Raw genomic sequence first — 21,668 nt, forward strand, 5'->3', positions numbered from 1 at the left:
GTGCCGTTACGCCGTGACCGACCACAAGCAGCACTACGTCTGCCTCGCGTGCCGGGTCGCCTTCAAGCGGACCTGGCCCACAGAACCCCGCCGCGCGCACCCCTGCCCCACCTGCGCGCGGGCGCTCGCCCTGGCCGGCCGGGACTTCGCCGCGCCGCGTCGGCGGGACGTGCGGGCGTGGTCCGTGGTGGCCGAGGTGCTCGGGGCGGGGCTGCGGTACGAGGGGTGGTCGGCGTGCGGGTGTTCGCGGGAACCCTCGTACCGTCCCCGTACGCGGGCCGAGGTGCGGGTCCGGCGGGACGTCGCTGTGCGGGACGGAGTGCCGTTGGCTCAAGTCCTGGGCCGGCGCGACCCGTTGACGCCGGAGTGAGGTCAGCTGTCCTGGCGGCGGCCCCGCATCAGTAGGTGCAGGAAGTACGGCGTGCCGATCATCGCGGTCATCTGGCCCGCGCCGAGCTGGGCCGGGGCGATCACCGTGCGGCCGAGGAGGTCGGCCGTACAGACGAGGATCGCGCCCAGGAGCACCGCGACCGGGACCACGCGGTGGTGGCGGCGGCCCACCAACGCGCGGGCGGCGTGCGGGGCGACTAGGCCGACGAAGCCGATGGTGCCCGCGGCGGCGACGGCGGTGGCGGTGAGCAGGACCGCGAGGGCGAGGAAGCCGAGGCGGGCGCGGGAGACGTCCCCTAGGCCGAGGAGGCGCGGGGTGTCCTCGTCGAGGGAGACCAGGTCGAGTTCGGTGCGGCGCAGCACGGCGATGAGTACGCCCACGGCGAGGACGACGGCGAGCGGTGTCACGTCGGGCAGGGACCGCCCGTAGGTGGAGCCCGACAGCCAGGTGAGCGCCTTCGTGGCGCTGAACGGGTCGGTGAGCACGATGACCAGGCTGACCAGGGCCGCGGTGCGGGTGGCTACGCCGAAGCCGACGAGGACGAGCCGGTTCTGCTGGTAGCCGCCGCGGGCGGCGAGCCCGAAGACGAGGGCGCCGCTGAGCGCCGCGCCGCCGAAGGCCGCTCCGGCCACGCTCCACGAACCTGCGAGCGGCGCGGTGGTGACGAGGAGTACGGCACCGAGCGCGGCCCCGCCGGAGACGCCGAGGACGCCGGGGTCGGCGAGCGGGTTGCGGGTCACGGCCTGGGTGAACGTACCGGCGAGTGCGAGGGCGCCGCCCGCGAACAGGGCGGCGAGGACGCGGGGCACGCGGGTGTCGAGGACGAAGGACACGGCCTGGCCCGCGTTGCCCTGGGCCCAGTTGAGGACGTCACCGAGGAGAAGCTTGGTGTCGCCTAGGAGTACGCCGGCGATGGCCACGCCGACCAGGACGGCCACCAGGACGGCGGTGGTGGTGAGGAAGACGGCCCGGCTGCGGATGCGGATGCGGTCGGAGGCGGCGGCGCCCGCGGTGTCGCGGGCCCGCATGGCCATGACGACGAGGAACACGGCACCGACGAGGCTGGTGGCGACGCCGGTGGGTACGGCGGCCGCGATGTCGGCGGGCACGACGGCGCGCAGCAGTACGTCGGAGCCGAGGACGAGGGCGGCACCGGCGAGTCCGGCGACGGGTATCCGGGTCCTGGCCCGGTTGAACGCCCGGATCCTGCGGGCGAGCGGCCGGACGAGCGCGGGTGCGCAGAGGCCGACGAAGCCGATGGGTCCGGCGAGGGTGACGGCGGCGGCGGAGAGCAGCGCCGCGAGCACGACTCCGGTGATACGGGTGGCGCGGACCGGGACGCCGACGCCGCGGGCGGCGTCGTCCCCGAGCGCGAGGGCGTCGACGCGGCGGGCGACGAGGACCAGCCCGACGAGCCCGGCGAGGGCGACCGGCGCCATCCTTGATCTTGCGTGGGTATCCCCGGCTTCAGCCGGGAAGGGAAACGCATCTCAGGTCTGCTTTGACGTGGGCTGTTGGCGCGGGTCCGCGCTGTTGGCCTCAGCTCACGGGCTGCTTCTGGTCCTCGATGTACTGGCGGATCACGGTCAGCGGGGCGCCGCCGCAGGAGCCTGCGAAGTAGGGGCAGGACCAGACCGCCGAGTAGGTGACGTGACGGCCGGTGCGGATATCGAGGTTGGTTCCCAACGGGGCGTAATACGTCATATGGTCGCCGAAATGACCTTGGGCGGGGGTGGGTCGGGTGATGCGTGCGTACAAGTTCCTGATGCGCCCCACTGTGGGCCAGCAGGCCGCGCTGGGCGCGATGCTGCGTGATCACTGCTCGCTCCACAACGGGGCGTTGCAGGAACGCCGTGACGCTTACCGGCACGTCTCCAGGACGAGCGTGAGGTACGGGCAGCAGTCCGCGCAGCTCAAGGAGATCCGGGCGTTCGACCCCGAGCAGCAAGGGCGTTGGTCTTTCAGCTCGCAGCAGGCGACGCTTCGCCGTCTTGACAAGGCGTTTGCCGCGTTCTTCCGGCGGGTCAAGTCCGGTGAGGCGCCGGGCTATCCGCGTTTTCGTGGGGTGAATTGGTTCGACACAGTGGACTTCCCCAAGGACGGTGACGGCTGCCGCTGGGACTCCACCCCGCACGATCCGGTCACTCGTATCGAAAAGACGGCCCCCGGGGTGAGCACAAGCCCCTTTCACGCCACAGTCGGGGCGCGGTCGGCCACCCGGCGTTCTCCCGGCGCGCATGTCCCCTGCCCCTGAACCGCGTTAGCTTCAGGAACCACCCGTATCAGAGGATTCAGGGACCACCCGTACCAGAGGAAGGAACCGTCCATGGGCCAGCAAGTACGAGGGGTCGTCGCACGGGCCAAGGGCGCGCCGGTGACCATCGAGACGATCACCGTGCCCGATCCGGGACCCGGCGAAGCCGTGGTGAAGGTGCAGGCGTGCGGGGTCTGTCACACCGATCTGCACTACCGCGAGGGCGGCATCAACGACGAGTTCCCGTTCCTGCTCGGCCACGAGGCGGCGGGCGTCGTCGAGTCGGTCGGCGAGGGCGTCACGGAGGTCGCGCCCGGCGACTTCGTGATCCTCAACTGGCGTGCCGTGTGCGGCCAGTGCCGCGCCTGCCTGCGCGGGCGCCCGCAGTACTGCTTCGACACGCACAACGCGCGGCAGAAGATGACCCTGGACGACGGTACGGAGCTGTCGCCCGCCCTTGGCATCGGCGCCTTCGCCGAGAAGACCCTCGTCGCGGCCGGGCAGTGCACCAAGGTCGACCCGGAGGCCTCGCCCGCCGCGGCCGGGCTGCTCGGCTGCGGTGTGATGGCCGGGCTCGGCGCCGCCCTCAACACCGGCGGCGCGGGGCGTGGCGACTCGGTCGCGGTGATCGGCTGCGGCGGCGTCGGCAACGCCGCCGTCGTCGGCGCCCGACTGGCCGGTGCGGCACGGATCATCGCCGTCGACATCGACGACAAGAAGCTGGCCACGGCCCGCTCGCTCGGCGCCACCCACACCGTCAACTCGCGCACCACCGACCCGGTCGAGGCGGTGCGGGAACTGACCGGCGGCTTCGGCGCGGACCTCGTCATCGACGCGGTGGGCCGCCCCGAGACCTATGAACAGGCCTTCTACGCACGGGACTTGGCGGGCACCGTCGTCCTCGTCGGGGTACCCACACCGGAGATGCGGCTCGATCTGCCGCTGCTCGACGTGTTCGGGCGCGGCGGCTCGCTCAAGTCGTCCTGGTACGGCGACTGCCTGCCGTCCCGCGACTTCCCGATGCTGATCGACCTGTACCGGCAGGGCCGCCTCGACCTCGACGCGTTCGTGTCGGAGACGATCCCCCTGGAGGACGTGGAGAAGGCGTTCGAGCGGATGCACCACGGTGACGTGCTGCGCTCGGTGGTGGTCTTCTGATGACCGCGAGCAGCCCCGGCGTACGGATCGAACACCTGGTGACCTCCGGCACGTTCTCCCTCGACGGGGGCACCTGGGAGGTCGACAACAACGTCTGGCTGATCGGCGACGACGAGGAGGTCCTGGTCGTCGACGCGGCCCACGACGCCGAACGCATCGCCACCGCCGTCGGTGACCGGCGCCTCGTCGCGATCGTGTGCACCCACGCGCACGACGACCACATCGACGCGGCGCCCGCACTCGCCGACCGCACCGGCGCGCCGATCCTGCTGCACCCCGCCGACACGGAGCTGTGGAAGCGCACCCACCCGGACCGCGCCCCCGACGCCGGACTCGCCGACGGACAGCAACTCTCCGTCGCGGGTGTGGAGTTGACGGTGCTGCACACGCCGGGCCACTGCCACGGGGCGGTCAGCCTGTACGCCCCCGCGCTCGGCACCGTCTTCACCGGGGACACCCTGTTCCAGGGCGGTCCCGGCGCCACCGGCCGTACGTTCAGCGACTTCCCGACCATCGTCGAGTCGATCCGCGAACGGCTGCTGACGCTCCCGGCCGAGACCGTCGTACGCACCGGCCACGGCGACTCCACGACGATCGGGGCGGAGGCGCCGCACCTCGACGAGTGGATCGCGCGGGGCCACTGAACCCCCCGCCTGCTCCGCGAAAGACCGGCCCCTCACTTGTGAGGGGCCGGGCGAGGTTCTCCGCAGAAAGCGCGGTGGCGCCACCGTCACCCAGCGGCCCGCCACTAGGCTCCGCCGTCAACTGGCGTGTGCCAGTGGTCAGTTGGCCGAGGGGGATCGGTGCGCGGACCGAAGCTCAGGAACGTGCTGCGGCTGCTTGTGGTGTGCGGTCTGGCGGCGGCGCTGCTGGTGCCACCGGGCAGTGCCGGTCACCCGGCGCAGGCGGCGACCCGCGCAGGCGTGGGAGAGGTGGAGGACGCGAAGGGCGACTTCCTCGCCTCGGGTGAGTTCCATTCGGGGCTGAGCTACTACCACGCGAACGGCGAACCGGGCCCCGGCGTCAACGCGTTCGAGGTCACCGACCGGTGCGACGACGGGTTCAGCCCGACCGTGGTGTGGATCGTCGAAGGCACGAGGTACTCGAAGACGCTCTCCGACAAGTGCACGCTGTTCCCGCACTTCCGGAACCACGACGTGCAGACCGGCTTCGCCCGCAAGAGCATGGTGCCGATGCACTGGTACGTCCGGGCCGAGAACGCTCAGGGCAGGACGTACGGCTCCACGGTCGAGGCGGACACCATGGGCACGTACTCGTACAAGCCGAAGTCGGAGCTGTTCGTACACTCCAGCGTCTATCGCGACCAGGTGGATCAACTGGGGAGGACGGTGGTGGTGTCGCTCGTCCCCACCTCGAAGCTCACCGACCGGCCCGGCAGCGATCTCACCACGTTCGTGGTGTGGCACGAGTTGCAGCAGCGCACCCCGGTGCCGTCCGATCTCAACAAGGACCAACGGCAGTCGCTCTACAAGCAGTTGGCCTGTCATGTGCTGTACGCGAAGCTCGGCAGGGGCGGGCCCACCTGGGACCTGGAGGTGGGCCGGAAGAACATCGCGTGGGACATGGCCACCCAACCGCACTACGTGCTCCACCACGGGTGCAATTGGGGCCCCGACCTCCCGGGACCCGACCCGGACATCCCTCCCGGCGACGGTGACGACATCCCCGTCGACCAGCCGCCCACGGTGGACGCGGGACCCGATGTTTCCGGCGACGAAGGCGCGCCGGTGAAGCTCGCCGGAAGCGCCGAGGACGACCACGGCGCCCCCGACGTCAAGTGGACCTACCGGCCGCGCGAGGGCGTGGACAAGGGCGCCACCTGCGAGTTCAGCAACGCAGGCCGGCCCGGTACGCGCCTGGTGTGCACGGACGACGGGACGTTCGAGGTGACCCTGACCGCGGACGACGGGGTGAACGCGCCGGTCAGCGACAGCGCGCTGGTGCGACTCGACAACGTGGCCCCGAAGGTGACCCTCGACGGGCCCGAGGAGTGGGACGTCCACCGGGTCGGGGACAAGGTCGCGCTGAAGGCACCGTTCGAGGACCCCGGGAGCAACGACACCCATACGTGCACCGTCCGCTGGGACGACGGCAAGAAGTCGTCCTTCCCCGCGAAGGGCGACAGCTGCGACGTCTCGCACGCCTACCCGCACGCCGGCATGAACACCATCTCGGTGGAGGTCGCCGACGACGACGGCGGTCGCGACCGCGCCGAGACGATGATCGTCGTCTACGACCCGCGGGCCGGGCTGCTCACCGGCGCCGGGCGCACCGACGACGGCCTCCGCTTCACCACGGCCGCCAAGTACCCGGCGGCCGACTCCAGCCGCCCCCTGGGCGCCGTGGTCCTCTCCCCACCTTCCGGTGACGGCCCGCGCACGCTCGTGTCCACCCGCCTCGACTGGCTGGTGATCACACCGGACGGCAAGGCCGCGGTGAAGGGCGAGGCCACCGGCCACGGCTTCCTCGGATATGTGAAGTCCGGTGAGTTCCGTGGGGTCGTATGGCCGCTGTCCGAGGGGAAGAACCCTCCGGAGAAGCCGCTGTACGACTCAAGCCCCGGCCAGAGCTGGGACGTGGACCGGGCCCGGCTCCGGCCCGTCACCACCGGCGCGACGGTCATCGACGCGGGTTGGATTCCCGGCCTGCCCGACCTGCCCGGCCCGCTGTCCCTCGGCCGCCACACCGACCGTCTACCCGTACTCGGCGTGGAGACGGGGCCCGGCGGCCTGGAGAGCGGACTCGGCGTGGAGACGGGGCTCGGCCTGGACACAGGGCTCGGTCACGTGGGGTGAGGGAAGACCGAGCCGCAAGCCACCGTGACCTGGAGCGGGCCGGTTCCGGTCACAGAGGGCTGTGCCTGGATGTGCGGCGGGAATCCGCAGGTGCCACGATGAGGGGACCCACCAGGCCCGTACGAGGAGCGAAGCTCATGGGCAAGGGACAGCGATCCGCCGACCGGTCCCGTCAGGCCCCCGAAGCCCCCGAAGGCGAGCGCGCGGGGCGCACCCGGCGACAGGAACACGCGACGGCCGACGAGCGCGGTCGGCGGCGCCACGGCAGGGACGACGAACTGAGCTGACGGGCGGATCACTTCGACCCCGAGGGGGCCGAGGCTGCGCGCCCCAGGGGAACACATGCCCACACAACGCCCCACCATCGACGAGTCGTACTGGATGGCGTCCACGCCCGGTACGGCCTATCCGCCCCTCGACACGGACCTCAGCGTGGATGTCGCGGTCGTCGGCGGCGGCATCGCCGGGCTGAGCACCGCGTGGGAGCTGGTCCGTGCCGGTCTGGATGTCGTCGTCCTTGAGGCCGACCGGATCGCCGCCGGGGTGACCGGCAACACCACCGCCAAACTCACCGCCGCGCACGGCCTCCGCTACGCCTGGCTCGAGGCCGAACACGGGCCCGAGGACGCCCGGCTCTACGCGCTCTCGCAGCAGGACGCGGTCAGCCGGGCGGCGGCCCTCTGCGCCGACCTCGGCATCGACGCGGAGATCGAACGCGCCCCCGCCTACACCTACGTACGCGACCACGACCGTCTCGACGAGGTGCGGGCGGAGGCCGAAGCGGCGCGCCGGGCCGGGCTCGACGCGGCGTTCGTGACCGACACGGAACTCCCCTTCGAGATCGCCGGAGCGGTCCGGATCGCCGACCAAGTCCAGTTCCACCCCAGGAAGTTCCTGCTCGCCCTGGCCGGGCACATCACCGCCGCAGGCGGCCGGATCCACGAACGGGCCAGGGTCACCGGCCTGCACGAGGGGGCGCGCTGCCGCCTCACCACCGACACCGGGGTGACCGTACGGGCGGGCGACGTGGTGGTGGCCACGCACTACCCGATCTTCGACCGGACGCTGCTGTTCACGCTCCTGACGCCCCGCCGCGAACTGGTCGTCGCCGCGCCCGTCCCCGCCGACACGGTGCCCACCGGCATGTACCTCACCCCCGAGGACCGGGTCCGTTCGCTGCGCAGCGCCCGGTACGCCGACGGGCAGCGGCTCCTCATCGTCACGGGCGAGTCGTTCGAGCCGGGCGCCGGGGACGTGCCGGGGCGGTTCGCGCGGCTCGACGCCTGGGCGCGCGAGCACTTCCCGGCCTTCGCGCGGGCGGACACCGGCTACCGCTGGGCGGCGCAGGACAACGACTCCCTCGACCGGCTGCCGTACGTCGGGCACGCCCATCCGGGCACCCAGCACGTCTTCGTGGCGACCGGCTTCGGCGGCTGGGGCATGAGCAACGGTGTGATGTCGGGCCGGTTGCTCACCGCCCACATCACGGGTGCGGCGCGGCCCGCCTGGACCGATCTGTACGACCCGCGCCGACTGCCACCGGTGCGCTCGGCGGGCCGGTTCGCCGCCCAACAGGCCGCCGTCGCCCAGCACTTCGTCGGCGACCGGCTGCACACCGGCCATGTGGACGCGGTCACCGACATCCCGCCGGGCAGCGGCGCCGTCGTACGCCTCGAAGGGAAACGCTGCGCGGTCTACCGGGACGAGGACGGGCGGGCCACCGCGCTCTCCGCGCGCTGCACGCACCTCGGCTGTCTGGTGCACTTCAACCCCGCCGAACGGACCTGGGAGTGCCCCTGCCACGGGTCCCGGTTCGCGACCGACGGCTCCGTCCTGCAGGGCCCGGCCACCCGGCCACTCGAACCGCGCGCTGTCCCGGACGAGTTGGAGCCCTGACCGCCGCGCACGGTCAGGCGGTACGCCCGCTCGGCGCCCTGCGCGTACGACCCAACAGGGCGGCGGTGAACGGGTGTCGGGGCGTTTCGAGGACCGTACGGGTCGGCCCCTCCTCGACCAGCTCACCCGCGTCGAGCACGGCGATCCGGTCGGCCAGGGCCGCGGTGTCCAGGTCGTGGGTGATCAGGACGAGGGAGAGGTCGTGCCGGTCGCGGAGCAGCGCCGCGAGCCGGTCGAGGATGCCGCGCCGGGTGACCGGGTCGAGTCCTGAGGTGCTCTCGTCGCAGATCAGCACCCGGGGGCGGGCGAGCAACGCCCTTGCCAGGGCGGCGCGTTGCAGCTCGCCGCCGGAGAGCCGGTCCGGCCGTCGGCGTACGGTGTCGCCGGTCAGGCCGAGCCCTGTGAGCGTGGCGAGGGCTTCGGCCGCGGCCTCGGCCGGCGCAAGCCCGCGCAGCCGTACGGCCGTACGGGCCACCTGGTCCAGGACCGGCCGGTGTTCGTCGAAGGCGGCGCGGGCGTCCTGGAACACGTACTGCACGGCGGCCAGTTGGTCCCGGTCGCGGTCGCGCAGGCTGCGCGGCAGCGGCGTGCCGTCGAGCAGCAGCAGCCCGTCGTGGTCGCGGTGCAGGCCCGCGAGGCAGCGGGCGAGGGTGGTCTTGCCGCTGCCGGAGCGGCCGACGACCGCGAGGGATTCGCCGGTACGCAGGGCGAGTTCGGGGACGCGCAGCACTGTCGTGCGGCCGTGGCGGGCGGTGAGCGGGCCGGAGGTGAGGACAGGCGCCGGCCGGTGCGGGTGGGGTTCCGGCTCCGCATCGGCTTGCATTGTGTGACTCTCCGTACGCCCCAACGCGCTGTCGGCCGCCAGGAGTTCGGCCGTCCAGGGGTGGCGCGGGGCCGATGCCACGCGGGCGGCGGGGCCCGACTCCACCACGCGTCCGGCGCGCAGCACCAGGACCTCGTCGGCCAGGGCGTGGACCACGTCCAGGTCGTGGCTGAGCAGGACGAGGGCGATGCCTTCGCGGGCGACGGCTGTGAACCGTTCGACGATGCGCTGTTTGGTGAGGGCGTCCTGTCCGGTGGTCGGCTCGTCGGCGACGATCACGCGGGCGCCGAGCAGCAGGGCCTGGGCGAGGACGACGCGCTGTTGCTGGCCGCCCGAGAGCTGGTGCGGGTAGCGCCTCAACAGGGCTTCGGAATCGGGGAGTTGGGCCAGGGCGAGGGAGCGCAGGACACGTTCGTGGGCGGTTCGGGCGCGCTCGCGCCGGGGCAGGTGCCGTACCTGGGTGCGGGCGATGTCCCGCAGCAGCGCTCCGATGCGGCGGGCCGGGTTGAGGGCGGCGCCGGGGTGCTGGGGCACGTATCCCACGAGTCCGTCGGGGGCGCGTACCCGGCCGGTGACGCGGGCTCCGGCCGGGTACTCGCCGAGCAGGGCGAGCCCGGTGGTGGTCTTGCCGCTGCCGGACGAGCCGATCAGGGCGGTGACCGTGCCCGCGCGGACGCGCAGGTGCACTCCGTCGACGACGGCACGGCCGTCGATCTCGACGCGCAGGCCCTCGATCTCGGCGACGAGCTCCGCGTGCGTGTCCGTCTCCGTCTCCGTTGCCGTGTTCATGTGTGCCGCCTCTTCTTCCTGTGCGCGAGCGCGGAGTCGACGAGCAGGTTGCCGCCCATGGTCAGGGCGACGATGAGCAGCGCGGGGACGACGACGGCCCACGGCTGTACGAAAAGGCCGGTGCGGTTGCGGTCGACCATCACCGCCCAGTCGGCGGCGTCCGGTTCGACGCCGACGCCGAGGAACGCCGCGGTGGCCACGAGGTAGAGCACCCCGGTGAGCCGGACGCCCGCGTCGGCGGCGAGGGTGCGGGTGGCGGAGCGGCCGACGTAGCCCACGGCCGTACGCCACCATGTCTCGCCCTGCAGCCGCAGCGCCTCCACGGCCGGGCGGGCGGCGGCCTCGGCTCCGGCGGCGCGGACGATGCGGGCCGCGTCCGGGATGTTGACGAGCGCCACCAGGAAGGCGAGGCCCACGGGTCCGGGCGTGAGTACGGCCGCGACAAGCAGGATCATCAGGAGCGACGGCACCGCGAGCAGCACGTCGAGGGGCCGCATCAGCAGCTCCTCCAGCCAGGTCCGGCGCGTCAGGGCGCTGATCAGCCCGACGGGCAGCGCGACCAGGTAGGCGAGGGCGGTCGCGGCGAGCGCCACCAGGACCACGGAGCGGCCGCCGAGCAGCACCTGCCGCCCCACGTCCCGGCCCACGAAGTCGGTGCCGAACCAGTGCCCGCCGCCGAGGCCGAAGGACGCGGTACGCGGCCCGGGTTCGCCCGCGAACAGCGGACCGAGCAGCGCGAGCAGCAACGGCACGCCGACGATCAGCGCGGCCCGGACGAGACCTGAACCACCCTTCTCTGTACGGGACTTGAGTTCCAGGGCGGCCGGGGTCACGCGGCGACCTCCGTCCGGGGTGCGAAGCGGTGCGCGACCAGGTCGGCGCCGATGTTGAGGACGACGGTGAGCGCGCCGAAGACGACGGCGAGGCCCTGCACGACGGGCAGGTCGCGTTCGGCGACGGCGTTGATGAGGACGGTGCCGAGTCCGGGGATCACGAAGAGTGCCTCCACGACAATGACGCCGCTCAGCAACCAGTCGAGGGTGCGGGCGAGTTGCTGGGTGGCGGGGGTGACGGCATTGGGCAGGGCGTGGGTGTAGCGGACCCGGGCGCCCGGCACTCCGTACCGCCGCGCCTGGGCGACGTACGGCGAGGCGAGCGCGTCGATCATGCCGGCGCGTACCAGGCGGGCGAGGGTGCACACCGGCCGGGAGAGCAGTACGAGGACGGGCAGGACGAGGGCGGCGGGGTGGGCGAGCAGGTCGGTGCCGTAGCCGACGGCGGTCGGGGGCAGCCAGCCGAGGCGGATGGCGAACACGGTGATGAGGAGCACGCCGAGGGCGAACTCGGGTACGGCGTACAAGCCGAGGGTCACGGAGCTGACGAGCCGGTCGGCGGGCTTGCCCTCGTGCCGGGCGGCGAGCACACCGAGGCCGGTGCCGAGCGGCACGAGCAGCACCATGGTGAGCGTGGCGAGCAGCAGCGTCGGGCCGAAACCGTCGGCGATGTACGTGGCGACGGGGCGTCCGGAGGCGAGGGAGGTGCCGAGGTCGCCGTGCAGGAGCCCGCCCGTCCAGTCGAGGAGGCGTTGGTGCACGGGCCGGTCCAGGCCCATCGACTCCCGTATCGCGGCGATGCGTTCGGGGTCGGGCTGGTCCCCGGCGAGGGCGACGGCGGCGTCGCCCGGCAGTGCCTCGGTGAGGGCGAAGACGAGCAGCACGACGGCCGCCGTCTGCGCGATCCCGAGGAGCAGCCGCCGGGCGAGCCACGAGCGCATTCCGCTCAGCGGTCCGCTCACGCGAGCCACACCTTGTCGAAGCGGGCCCAGTCGAGGCAGTTGGCGGGCGCGTCCGTCTCGACGCCGCGCACGGTGCGGGCGGTGCCGATGATCCAGTCGGCGAAGCCCCACACCAGGAAGCCGCCCTCGGCGTGCAGGCGGCGCTGCATCCGGGTGTAGACGGCGGCGCGGGCCTTCGGGTCCTTGGTGGACTGGGCCTGCTGGTAGAGGGCGTCGAAGTCCTTGTGCCGCCAGTGGGTGGCGTTGGTGGTGGAGCCGGTGAGCAGGCGCTGCGAGATGTGTGTCTCGATGGGCATGGCGCCGGAGCGGTACGAGCAGAGGGTGCCGTGGTCGAGGATGTCCTGCCAGTAGCTGTCCTTGCTGCCGGTCCTGATCTTCACGGTGACCCCGGCCTTGGCGGCCTGGTCGCGGAAGATCGAGGCGGCCTCGGTGAATCCGGCGGCCACGGGTGAGGTGTCGAGGGTGACGGTGAGGTCCTCGGCTCCGGCCCGCTTGAGCAGGGCCTTGGCCCGGTCGAGGTCGGGGGTGCGCTGCGGGAGGCCGTCGGCGTAGTACTCGTAGCCCTTGCCGAACAGGTCGTTGCCGATCTCGCCCGCGCCGGACAGGGCGCCGTCGAGGAGTTCCTTGCGGTCGGCGATCAGGAAGAAGGCCTCGCGGACCCGCGGGTCGTCGAAGGGCTTGCGGTCGGTCTTCATGGCGAACGACTGCATGGCGCTGCCGGGAAGCCGGACGATCTCGACCTGTCCCTTGCCCTCGTGCGCGCGGGCCGTGGTCGGGTTGAGCTCATGGGCGTACTCGACCTGCCCGCCGAGCAGGGCGTTGACCCGCGCGGACTCCTCGTTGGCGACGACGATCTCCAGCTCGTCCAGGTGCGGGGCGCCCTCCCAGTACGCGTCGTTGCGCTTGAAGACGGCGGACTTGCCGGGGGCGAAGGAGACGAAGCGGAAGGGTCCGCTGCCGACGGGCTTCGTGTCGAAGTCGGTGGCCCCTTCGGGCACGATGTACGCGCCGAACGTGGCGAGCACATTGGGGAATTCGGCGGTGGGCCGCTTCAGGACGAACTCGACGGTCCGTGCGTCGATGGCACGGCTCGCCTTGAGGTCGATGGGTTCGAGGGACGCCTTGGCGCGGAACGCCTTGTCCGGGTCGGCGATGCGGCGGTAGCTGTGCAGCACATCCTGCGCGGTGACCGGCTTGCCGTTGTGGAAGGTGGCCTTGCGCAGGGTGACCTTCCAGCGGTCGAGGCCCTCGTTCGGCTCCCAGCCGGAGGCGAGGCGCGGCTCCGCGGAGAGGTCGGGGCCGTAGTCGGCGAGCTTGTCGTAGAGGGCCTTGGCGCGGGCCACGTCGGCGAACAGGTTGCTCAGGTGCGGGTCGAGCGTCTCGCCGGCCCCGCCCCCGGCGAACGCGGCGCGCAGGCGTCCGCCGCGCTTCGGCTTTCCGTCGCCCTTGCCTGACGGTGCGGCGGAGCCGGAGGTGCCGCAGCCGGTGAGGGCGAGGGCGCCCACGCCGACGGCGCCGGAGGCGGCGGCGAGGAAGCCGCGGCGGCGCAGGGCGGGGAAGCGCGGGTCGTTCAGGGGTGCGTCGTTCATCGCGGTGTCCTTACTGGAGTCGGAAGTTGTCGCCCGAGGCGGGCGACGAGGTGCAGCCGGTCGGCGTCGGTGGCCGTGCCCTCCGGATCGCCCGCGCGCCACGGCGGTTCGGTGCGCGGTCCTGGCCCGTCGTACAGGGCGAGCACCTCGAAGCCGTTGGCGGCGAGCACGTACCGCAGTTCCTGGGGCAGGAGCAGCCGCCAGGCGGAGCGCTGCTCGACCGGCGCGGACCCGTCATCGGCGGTCCACACCCGGGTGCGGCGCAGGAGTTGGGCGGTGCGGTCGACGTACAGGGTGGTGGTGGAGCGGTACGTGGTGCCGCGCCAGGTGAAGCCGTTGACGCGCGGGGCGTCGAGCAGTTCGGTCCGGCCGAGGAAGAACGCGCCGTTGCGCAGCTCCGCGACGAGCAGCCCGCCGGGTGCGAGGCAGGTACGCACGGAGCTGAGGAACCCGTCGAGTTCGGCGTTGGTGTGGCAGTACAGAAGCGCACTGTCCAGGCACACCACGGCGTCGAACTCCCGCCCAGGCAGGGTGAATTGGCGCAGGTCGGCGCGCAGGTACTCGGGCCCTGGGTGCTCGGTGCGGGCGTACGCGAGCATCGCTTCGGAGAGGTCGGCGCCGGTGACGGTGCGCCCCGCGCGGTGCAGGTGGGCGGCGTCCCTGCCGGTGCCGCAGCCGAGGTCGAGCACGCGCGGCCCGGCCCCGTACCGGCTGAGGCAGTCCTCCGCCCAGTGCCCGGCGAGCCGTTCGGGGTCGGGGAAGCGGGCCTCGTACAGCTCGGGGTTGTCGGTGAGGAGGTTGGCGGCGCTGCTCTGGCTGTTGCCGTGTCGGGTCATGGATCGCTCGCTCACGCTGTCACGGGTACGGGTTCGGGGCGGGCCGGAAGCGCGCGGTGCCGGTGGAGCCAGGCGACCGCGCCCGCCGAGGTGAGGCCGAAGGCCAGGCAGCACGCCCAGGGCAGCCAGGCGAGGCCGGTGTGCCCGCCGGTGTCCATGGCCCAGCCGACGACCGCGTTGCCGAGGGCGGCGGCGATGCCCGAGACCACGTAGAAGAGGCCGAAGTAGGTGCCGGTGAGTTCGGGGCGCCCGAAGTCCGGTATCAGCTCCATGACGAACGGCTGGGCGATCATCACGCCGACGTAGAGCAGCAGCGCCCCGGCGAGCACGGGCAGCGCGCGCAGGGCCGCGTCCGCGAGGCTGTCGGGGGCGCCGCCGTACCCGGCCACGGCCATCGGCGGGACGAACGACAGGCCCATCAGGGCGAGCCCGACGGCTATCCAACGCGCCCTGCTGCCACGGTGGTTGAGGGCGCGGGTGAGGCGGAGTTGGAGCAGCAGGCTGGTGAGGGTGCCGACGAGGAAGACGATCCCGGCGGCGCCGTCCCAGCCGGTGGCGCGCCGGGCGCCGTCCGGGAGCAGCAGGTAGAGCTGGTTCTCCATGGCGAACAGGCCGACCATGGCGAGCGCGAAGGCCAGGAAGCGCCGGTTGCCGACCACTTCGCGCCAGTCGGCGAGGACACTGTTCCCGCTGGAGGCGACCGTACGGGCCGGGAGCACCACGGCCTGCGCGACGGTGAGGACGGCGAAGATCCCGGCGGCAGTCAGCGCGGACGTGCGGAAGTCGACGAGGAGCAGCGCGCTGCCGAGCAGCGGTCCGAGCAGCGCCCCGGCGGTGGCGAACACGTTGAACAGGGCGAACGCCTCCGCCTTGCGCTCCCCCGCCTCCAGGGCGAGATAGGCGCGTACGGCCGGGTTGAACAGGGCCCCGGCGAGTCCGCTGAGCACGGAGGCGGCGAGGAGTACGGGCAGTCCGTCGCCGAGCGCGAACAGGCCGAAGCCGACGGTGCGCAGCGCGCAGCCGGCGATGATGACGCCGCGCGCGCCGAGCCGGTCCGCGGCCGAGCCGCCGATCAGGAACAGCCCCTGCTGGCTGAGGTTGCGCACGCCGAGGACGATGCCGACGACCGCAGCGGAGAGGCCGAGGTCGTCGCCGAGGTGCAGGGCGAGGTAGGGGATGAGCAGGTAGAAGCCGGTGTTGACGCCGAGCTGGTTGACGAGGAGGAGCCGGATGGCGAGGGGGAAGCCACGCACGGCGCGCCAGGTGTTCACGCCCGCGCCCCCGACCGCTCGCGCACTCCAAGTCCCGCTTCCTGCCCGGCAGTTACGGTTCCGTCGGTGCCGCCGATGCCGGTCCACGGGTCGTCGGCGAGCAGCAGATGCCCGTCCAGGTCGACCCAGCGGGCCCGGTCGACGAGGTGCACGGCGGGGGCGATGCCGAGGGTGCTGGCGGTCAGACAGCCGAGCATCAGCGCGGTTCCGGTGCCCTCGATCAGCTCGGCGATCCGCAGGGCGGCATGCACGCCGCCGCACTTGGCGAGCTTGACGTTGATGCCGTGGACTCGTCCGGCGAGGCGTCGGGCGTCCTCGAAGTCGACGGCGTCCTCGTCCGCGATGACCGGGATCGGTGCGTCCGCGGCGAGTTCGGCAAGCTGGTCCGGGGTGCCGGGCGGCAGCGGTTGCTCCACCGCCTCGACGCCCAACTCGGCGTACTGCGGCAGGAGTTGACGTGCGCTGTCGAGGCTCCACGCACCATTGGGGTCGAGCAGCAGGCGGGCGTGGGGCGCGGCGGCGCGCACGGCGCGGACGCGGGTCAGGTCGTCGGCCGGGTCCGGGGTGCCCGCCTTGAGCTTGAGTACGGAGAACCCGTCCCGAACGAGCGCGGCGGCCTGCGCCTCGGCCTGTGCCGGGGCGGTGATGCCGATGGTGCGGGCGGTGGCGGCTGCGGGCTGCGTGGTGGGGGCGCCGAGGAGCCGGTGGACGGGGGTGCCCGCGCGTTTGCCGACGAGGTCGAGCAGCGCGGACTCGACGGCGGCGGTGACGCTCGGCGCGGCACCCGGCGGGGCGTTGTCCTGCAGTGCGTCGAGGGCGGCCTCAGGCGTACCGAAGTCAGTCAACCACTGGGCAGCAGCGTCGAGTTGACGCTCAAGAGCCGTGGCGTCGAGGCCGTAGTACACACTGCTGACGGCCTCGCCGTGGCCGTGAAGCCCGTCGTGTTCGACGGTGAGCCACACGGCGTCGCGGGCGGCCATGGTGGAGCGCGATATGCGCAGGGGTTCGGTGAGTCGGAGACGCACGGTGCGCCGGCTGGCCTTCACTGCTGTTCTTCCCTGGGGGTACGGGGGCGGACAGGCCCCAGCGGGTCGGTGACGGTGCGGCAGCGCGCCCATCCGGTGGCTTCGACCGCGCCGGAGTGCGGGATCTCGACGGGGCGGACGGCCGCGCGGTCCGGGCCGATGCCGTGGGTGGCGGCGAAGTCGTCGTCGTACACGCTGTTCAGGTAGCGGTGCGGCCCGTCGGGGAAGACCGTGGCGACGACGGCGCCGGGGTGGACGCGGGCGGCCCAGGCGGCGACGAGTGCCGCGGCCCCGGTGCTCCAGCCGCCGCTGACGAAGGCCCCGGTGGCGAGGCGGCGGCAGGCGTCGGCGGCCTCGGCGGGGCCCACCCAGTGCACCTCGTCGAAGGCGTCGTAGGCGACGTTGCGCGGATGGATGCTGCTGCCCAGGCCGCGCATCAGGCGGGGCCGTGCGGGCTGTCCGAAGATCGTCGAGCCGGTGGCGTCCACGCCGATGAGCCGCAGCTCCGGCCAGTGCCGCCGCAGCGGTCCGATGACGCCCGCACTGTGCCCGCCGGTGCCGACACTGCACACCAGAACGTCCAAGTGGTCGATCTGCACGGCGAGTTCGGCGGCGAGCGAGGCGTATCCGGCGGTGTTGTCGGGGTTGTTGTACTGGTCGGGCCAGTACGCGTCGGGGAGTTCCGTGAGCAGGGCGCGCAGCCGGGCGAGCCGGGCGGCCTGCCAGCCGCCCTCGGCCGCCGGGCGGTCGACGATGTCGAGGCGGGCGCCGTGGGCGCGGAGCAACTGCCGCATGGACGGCTCCAGTTCGGCGTCCCCGACAAGGACGATCGGATGGCCGAGGGCCTGTCCCGCGAAGGCCAGGCCGATGCCGAGGGTGCCGGACGTGGACTCCACGACGGGGGCGCCGGGCCGCAGTTCGCCGCGCTCACGGGCGCCGAGCAGCATGCCCACGGCGGCCCGCGCCTTCATGCCGCCGACGCCGAGCCCTTCGAGCTTGGCCCAGAATCCGGGCTGCGGGCAGGGCAGGTCGACGGATACGCGGGCGAGCGGGGTGTCGCCGAGGAGGCGCAGCAAGTCCCGGTTGCCGGGCGGGCGTTGGAGCCGGTCCGGGGCGGTCAGAGTGACGGCGGTCATCGGGCGGCTCCGTAGCGGTACAGGGTGCCGGGGCCGCCGTCGAGCCAGAAGAAGGGGTACGGCTCGGCGCACACGGCGCTCACCCCGGCGCCGATCAGCGGGGGCAGCACGGCGCTGCCGGTCTGCGCGAACATCACCAGGGGCGTGCCGTGCCGCAGCGCCTGTTCGCGCAGCGGCTCGAAGCTGCCGTTGCCGAGCGTCATCCCGGAGGCCAGGACCGCGTCACAGCGCGCCAGTTCGGCGAGCGCGTCGGTGTGTACGGGCTCGCCCCACTCGGTCGTCCCGCCCTTCAGATCACAGGCGATGTAGGTGAGGCCGCGCGCCCTGAGCGCTTCGAGGAGCGAGTTGACGACGCCGACGACGAGCACGGTCGCGCCGGGTGCGGCATCGATCAGCTCGACGACAGCACGGGCCCGCGCCCGCGACTTCTCCAGGGACGACCCGGCGGGCAGTGCGCACGGCCGGGCACCGCCGCCAGGGCCGTGCGGCCGGACCCGCATGAGGTACGCGTCGAGAGCGGCCACCCGCACCGAAAGCCGTGCGTGGCCGAGGAGTTGGGCGATGTCCGCGCCGACGCACTCCTCCACGGTGGAGTCGGGCAGCTCGCCGGGTTCGACGGCGCAGGACCCGACGGCCTCCCCGAGGCGCAGGCTGAGCACCTCGTTGCGGTAGCCGCCGGTGCGCCCCGCGTGGCGTACGGCCTGCCGGGTGGTGAACGCCACCGAGATCCGCTCGGCGGCCGGGTCGGGCCCGAACTCGCCGCGCAGCACGCCCGCGACGAGGTCGTCGTACGACGTGGCGGTGGCCCGCAGAGCGGTGGCCCTTGTGCCGGTGACGGATGTCATCGTGTCAGTGGCGGATGTCATCGGGAGGTCACCACCTGCGGGCGGAGCGCGGCGATGAGGGTCTCGACCCGGTCGCGGGCGCCCGTGCCCTCGGCGTCCCCGGCCATGACGTGGCCGAGATACTCGTTGTTGCTGCCCGCCGCCTTGACCGTCTTGCCGGGTTCGGCGAGCTGGAGCTCCAACAGGCCGTCGGCGTCCCGGACTTGCTCGGCCCCGTCGACGGCGGTGAGGGTGCCCGCGGTGTCCGGTACGAGGAAGCCGATGGCGGCGCTGCTCAGTCCGGTGGGGGTGCGGCGCAGGTCGGGTGTCCGGCCGAGGGCCACGTCGACCGCGGCGGCGGCGAGGTCGATGCCGGTGACATGGCGGACGAGTTCCGTGATGCGGTTTCCGGCGGGCCGCGGGTTGACCTCGACGACGCGGGGTCCGGCGGAGGTCAGCTTGATCTCGGTGTGCGCCACGACCTCGTCGAGCCCGAGCGCAGCGACAGCCCGGCAGGCGGTGTCGACGGCGGCGACGACGTCCGGCGCGGGGAGGGCGGCGGGGAACATGTGGCCGGTCTCCACGAAGGCGGGCGCCCCGCCGACGCTCTTGTCGGTGACTCCGACCACCTCCGTCGTACCGGCGTACGACACGGTCTCGACGCTGACCTCGGGCCCGTCGAGGAGTTCCTCCAGGAGGACACCGGGGGCGCGGCGCTGGCCGCGGGCGTTGACGGGGAATCCGGCGAGCGCCCGGTAGGCGGCGGTGAGTTCGGCCTCGTCGTCGATCCGGCGCACGAACATGCCGGCGCACAGGTCGGCGGGCTTGAGGACCAGCGGGTAGCCGATGTCGCGGGCGGCGTCGGCGGCCTCGGCGAGGCTCGCGCAGGCCGCGTACCGCGGGCCGGGCACTCCGGCCGCGGCGAGCACGCGGCGGGTGGCGTCCTTGCGGCAGGCGTTCTCGACGGCCTCGGCGGTGGGCCCCGGCAGGCCGAGGCGTCCGGCGATCCGGGCGACGGTGGGCAGGTAGTAGTCGCAGGACGTGATGACCCCGTCGAAGCGCAGCGCCTCGTGGGCGCGCTCGACGAAGGGCAGCAGCGTCTCGGTGTCGTTGGTCTCGGCGGTGAGCACATGGCGGGCGCCGAGCAGCGGGTGCGCGGTGCCCTCGGGGGCGGAGCGCAGGTAGTGGTGCAGGTCGCGGGTGAGGAACGTGAACGTGTGCCCGGCCTCGCGGACGGCCCGCGGCAGCAGTCTGCTCATCGATCCGACCCAGCTCTCGACCATCAGCAGATGTGCCACAACGTCCCCTTTTCACCGCGTGATTGAGCATGGCGGCCCTGCCGGTGACAGGACACTTCCGGCCTGTCGGCTTGACCGAGAGGGACCTTATCGACAATCGTTTTCATTGTCACCTGGCGCCCCTCGGGCGCTCCGGCCTCCCTGAAACGCGAGAAACGTGCCTCCTGCCGTACGCCACCGCCGCGCGCTGTGCGCTCTCACCGCCACCGCCGCCACGCTCACCCCGCTCGCCCCACTCACCCCGGCCGCGCCCGCGCACGCCGCCGGTCACGCACCCGCCCCGGCGCCGATCCGCTTCGGGGACTGCCCTGATTCGGTACCGGAACCGCCCGCGCCGGACCGTGTCGAGTGCGGCACGCTCGACGTGCCGCTCGATCGGGCCGACCCGGACGGCCGCCGGATACGCCTCGCCGTGTCCCGGGTGCCCGCGTCCGGAACGCCCGCCGAGCGGCGCGGCATTCTGCTGGTCAACCCGGGCGGCCCCGGCGGCTCCGGCCTGCCGTACGCCGTCACCAAGCGGGCGAAGCTCCCGGCGAGCGTGCGCCGCGCGTACGACGTGATCGGCTTCGACCCGCGCGGCACCGGGCGCAGCGGGCCCGCCGACTGCGGGGCGATGGGCGGCCTCTTCGAGCAGCCGGCCGCCGACCCGGTGCCGGTCGGTGAGCGCGCCGAGCGGGCGTATCTGGACTCCCTGGACCGCCTTGCCGCCGACTGCGCGCGGGGCGTGGGCGAAGCGCTTCCGCATCTGTCGACCACGGCGACGGCGCACGACATGGACGCCGTCCGCGCGGCCCTCGGGGAACCCCGCACGTCCTTCCTCGGCGTCTCCTACGGCAGCTATCTGGGCGCCGCGTACGCCGCCGAATTCCCGCACCGCGTCGGCCGGATGGTGCTCGACAGCGTGGTGGGCCCGTGGGACTGGTACGACTTCGACGTCCGGCAGAGCCGTCAACTCCTGCGCCAGCGCGCAGTGTTCTTCACCTGGGCCGCCCGGCACGCGTCCCGCTTCGACCTCGGCTCGACGCCCGCCGACGTACGCGCCGCCTACGAGCGGACGCGCCGTAACCTCGCCGCCCGGCCCCAACAGGGCTTCGGCGCCGCCGAGTTCGACCGGGCGGTGTACCGCGCGCTCGGCCGTACGGAACGCTGGGCACCGCTCGCGGACGGCATCCGCGCCTACTTGCGGGACGGCGACGCCGCCGGACTGCGCCCGGCCGAGCCGTTCGACAACCCGGCGTCACGCACGTTCGAGGCCGCCAACCGCACCGTGAAGTGCGCGGACGGGCCCGGCCCAAGCGCGGCCCGGGTCCGCGCCGACCTGCGCCGCATCCGGCACGCGGACCCGCTTCCCGTACTGACCGGCATGGAGGCCTCGGCCTGCGCGTTCTGGCGCCACCGGCCCGAGGAGCGCACCCGGCTCGGCAGCCCGGCGGCCCCGCCCGTGCTCCTGGTCGCCTCGGAGCACGACCCCGTCACCCCGATCGAGGGCGCGCACCGGCTGCGGCACCGGCTGCCCGGCTCGCGCCTGGTCACCCTCCACGACGACTACTCGCACGGCGTGTTCGCCAGCCGGGGCAACGCGTGCGTGGACGAGGCGACGGCCGCGTACCTGGTCGACGGGCAGACACCGGCCGCGGACGTGCACTGCACCGGCCCCGGACTGCCGGGGCCGGGTCCCTCAACTCCCTGACAGCACACCCCACTTGACCCACCCACCGCACCGACAGGAACCACCACGATGAGCCGCACCCCGCACCCTCCGTACAC

The 21,668-nt window shown here is 73.1% G+C and carries 17 protein-coding genes and 3 pseudogenes; 8 read left to right on the plus strand and 12 right to left on the minus strand.

The annotated features are described in order from the left end of the window. Positions 1 to 370: hypothetical protein (locus tag GUY60_RS38975; RefSeq protein ID WP_246235055.1), on the plus strand; the 370-nt coding region annotated here is incomplete at its 5' end. Between the two features lie 2 nt (positions 371 to 372). On the opposite strand, the pseudogene GUY60_RS15550 reads toward GUY60_RS38975, so the two are convergent. Together GUY60_RS15550 and GUY60_RS38980 are read right to left on the minus strand one after the other, a co-directional pair. Next, positions 373 to 1,833 (minus strand): annotated as a pseudogene (locus tag GUY60_RS15550) (iron ABC transporter permease); the annotation flags it as partial. Positions 1,834 to 1,930: 97 nt separating this feature from the next. After that, a pseudogene (locus GUY60_RS38980) lies at positions 1,931 to 2,026 on the minus strand (transposase); the annotation flags it as partial. Between the two features lie 106 nt (positions 2,027 to 2,132). On the opposite strand from GUY60_RS38980, the pseudogene GUY60_RS15560 reads away from it, so the two are divergent. From GUY60_RS15560 to GUY60_RS15585, 6 genes and pseudogenes are all read left to right on the plus strand, one after another. Beyond that, positions 2,133 to 2,543 (plus strand): annotated as a pseudogene (locus tag GUY60_RS15560) (RNA-guided endonuclease TnpB family protein); the annotation flags it as partial. Between the two features lie 174 nt (positions 2,544 to 2,717). Next, on the plus strand, positions 2,718 to 3,803 hold the full coding sequence (locus GUY60_RS15565; RefSeq protein WP_161698109.1) for an S-(hydroxymethyl)mycothiol dehydrogenase: 1,086 nt from the start codon (positions 2,718 to 2,720) through the stop codon (positions 3,801 to 3,803). Beyond that, positions 3,803 to 4,447 (plus strand): MBL fold metallo-hydrolase, encoded by a 645-nt coding sequence (locus GUY60_RS15570; protein ID WP_161698110.1) that lies wholly within the window; start codon positions 3,803 to 3,805, stop codon positions 4,445 to 4,447. The genes GUY60_RS15565 and GUY60_RS15570 overlap by 1 nt, the downstream gene beginning before the upstream one ends. Positions 4,448 to 4,606: 159 nt before the next feature. Further along, the gene (locus tag GUY60_RS39710) at positions 4,607 to 6,619 is read left to right on the plus strand and encodes a PKD domain-containing protein (RefSeq protein WP_161698112.1); all 2,013 of its coding nucleotides are present in this window, start codon (positions 4,607 to 4,609) and stop codon (positions 6,617 to 6,619) included. Positions 6,620 to 6,756: 137 nt separating this feature from the next. Next, a complete protein-coding gene (locus tag GUY60_RS15580; RefSeq protein WP_161698114.1) occupies positions 6,757 to 6,906 on the plus strand; it encodes a hypothetical protein in 150 nt (49 codons plus the stop codon). A 55-nt stretch (positions 6,907 to 6,961) separates the two neighbouring features. Further along, positions 6,962 to 8,515 carry an FAD-dependent oxidoreductase gene (locus GUY60_RS15585; RefSeq protein ID WP_161698116.1) on the plus strand — a complete coding sequence of 518 codons (1,554 nt, stop codon included), beginning with the start codon at positions 6,962 to 6,964 and terminating at the stop codon, positions 8,513 to 8,515. 13 nt (positions 8,516 to 8,528) lie between these two features. Here the strand turns inward: GUY60_RS15585 and GUY60_RS15590 are convergent, their stop codons facing one another. Genes GUY60_RS15590 through GUY60_RS15630 form a run of 10 tightly spaced genes read right to left on the minus strand, consistent with a single transcriptional unit; the run spans position 8,529 to position 19,901 of the window. Continuing rightward, positions 8,529 to 10,127: an ABC transporter ATP-binding protein gene (locus tag GUY60_RS15590; RefSeq protein ID WP_187370029.1), complete on the minus strand. Its 1,599-nt coding sequence runs from the start codon at positions 10,125 to 10,127 to the stop codon at positions 8,529 to 8,531. Beyond that, positions 10,124 to 10,945, minus strand: coding sequence for an ABC transporter permease (locus GUY60_RS38990; RefSeq protein WP_187370031.1), 822 nt, complete (start codon positions 10,943 to 10,945; stop codon positions 10,124 to 10,126). The genes GUY60_RS15590 and GUY60_RS38990 overlap by 4 nt, the downstream gene beginning before the upstream one ends. An 11-nt stretch (positions 10,946 to 10,956) precedes the next feature. Beyond that, positions 10,957 to 11,910 (minus strand): ABC transporter permease, encoded by a 954-nt coding sequence (locus GUY60_RS15595; RefSeq protein ID WP_161698129.1) that lies wholly within the window; start codon positions 11,908 to 11,910, stop codon positions 10,957 to 10,959. Positions 11,911 to 11,918: 8 nt separating this feature from the next. Continuing rightward, positions 11,919 to 13,511, minus strand: coding sequence for an ABC transporter substrate-binding protein (locus tag GUY60_RS15600; RefSeq protein WP_187370030.1), 1,593 nt, complete (start codon positions 13,509 to 13,511; stop codon positions 11,919 to 11,921). Beyond that, complete coding sequence (locus GUY60_RS15605; RefSeq protein WP_161698133.1) at positions 13,508 to 14,347, minus strand: class I SAM-dependent DNA methyltransferase; 840 nt, start codon at positions 14,345 to 14,347, stop codon at positions 13,508 to 13,510. The genes GUY60_RS15600 and GUY60_RS15605 overlap by 4 nt, the downstream gene beginning before the upstream one ends. 11 nt (positions 14,348 to 14,358) lie before the next feature. Next, positions 14,359 to 15,618: an MFS transporter gene (locus GUY60_RS15610; RefSeq protein WP_161698120.1), complete on the minus strand. Its 1,260-nt coding sequence runs from the start codon at positions 15,616 to 15,618 to the stop codon at positions 14,359 to 14,361. Further along, positions 15,615 to 16,664 (minus strand): dipeptide epimerase, encoded by a 1,050-nt coding sequence (locus tag GUY60_RS15615; RefSeq protein WP_161698121.1) that lies wholly within the window; start codon positions 16,662 to 16,664, stop codon positions 15,615 to 15,617. Before GUY60_RS15615 ends, GUY60_RS15610 begins: the two co-directional genes overlap by 4 nt. Beyond that, positions 16,661 to 17,779: a PLP-dependent cysteine synthase family protein gene (locus GUY60_RS15620; RefSeq protein WP_161698123.1), complete on the minus strand. Its 1,119-nt coding sequence runs from the start codon at positions 17,777 to 17,779 to the stop codon at positions 16,661 to 16,663. Before GUY60_RS15620 ends, GUY60_RS15615 begins: the two co-directional genes overlap by 4 nt. Continuing rightward, a complete protein-coding gene (locus GUY60_RS15625) occupies positions 17,776 to 18,624 on the minus strand; it encodes a Rossmann-like domain-containing protein (protein WP_161698135.1) in 849 nt (282 codons plus the stop codon). Before GUY60_RS15625 ends, GUY60_RS15620 begins: the two co-directional genes overlap by 4 nt. A 17-nt stretch (positions 18,625 to 18,641) precedes the next feature. Beyond that, positions 18,642 to 19,901 (minus strand): ATP-grasp domain-containing protein, encoded by a 1,260-nt coding sequence (locus GUY60_RS15630; RefSeq protein WP_161698125.1) that lies wholly within the window; start codon positions 19,899 to 19,901, stop codon positions 18,642 to 18,644. A 157-nt stretch (positions 19,902 to 20,058) separates the two neighbouring features. Here GUY60_RS15630 and GUY60_RS15635 point away from each other — a divergent pair, with 157 nt between their 5' ends. Further along, positions 20,059 to 21,591, plus strand: coding sequence for an alpha/beta hydrolase (locus GUY60_RS15635; RefSeq protein ID WP_312866317.1), 1,533 nt, complete (start codon positions 20,059 to 20,061; stop codon positions 21,589 to 21,591). The last annotated feature ends 77 nt before the right edge of the window (positions 21,592 to 21,668 follow it).

Source organism: Streptomyces boluensis (genome assembly GCF_009908195.1).
In the GTDB taxonomy this organism is placed as follows: domain Bacteria; phylum Actinomycetota; class Actinomycetes; order Streptomycetales; family Streptomycetaceae; genus Streptomyces; species Streptomyces boluensis.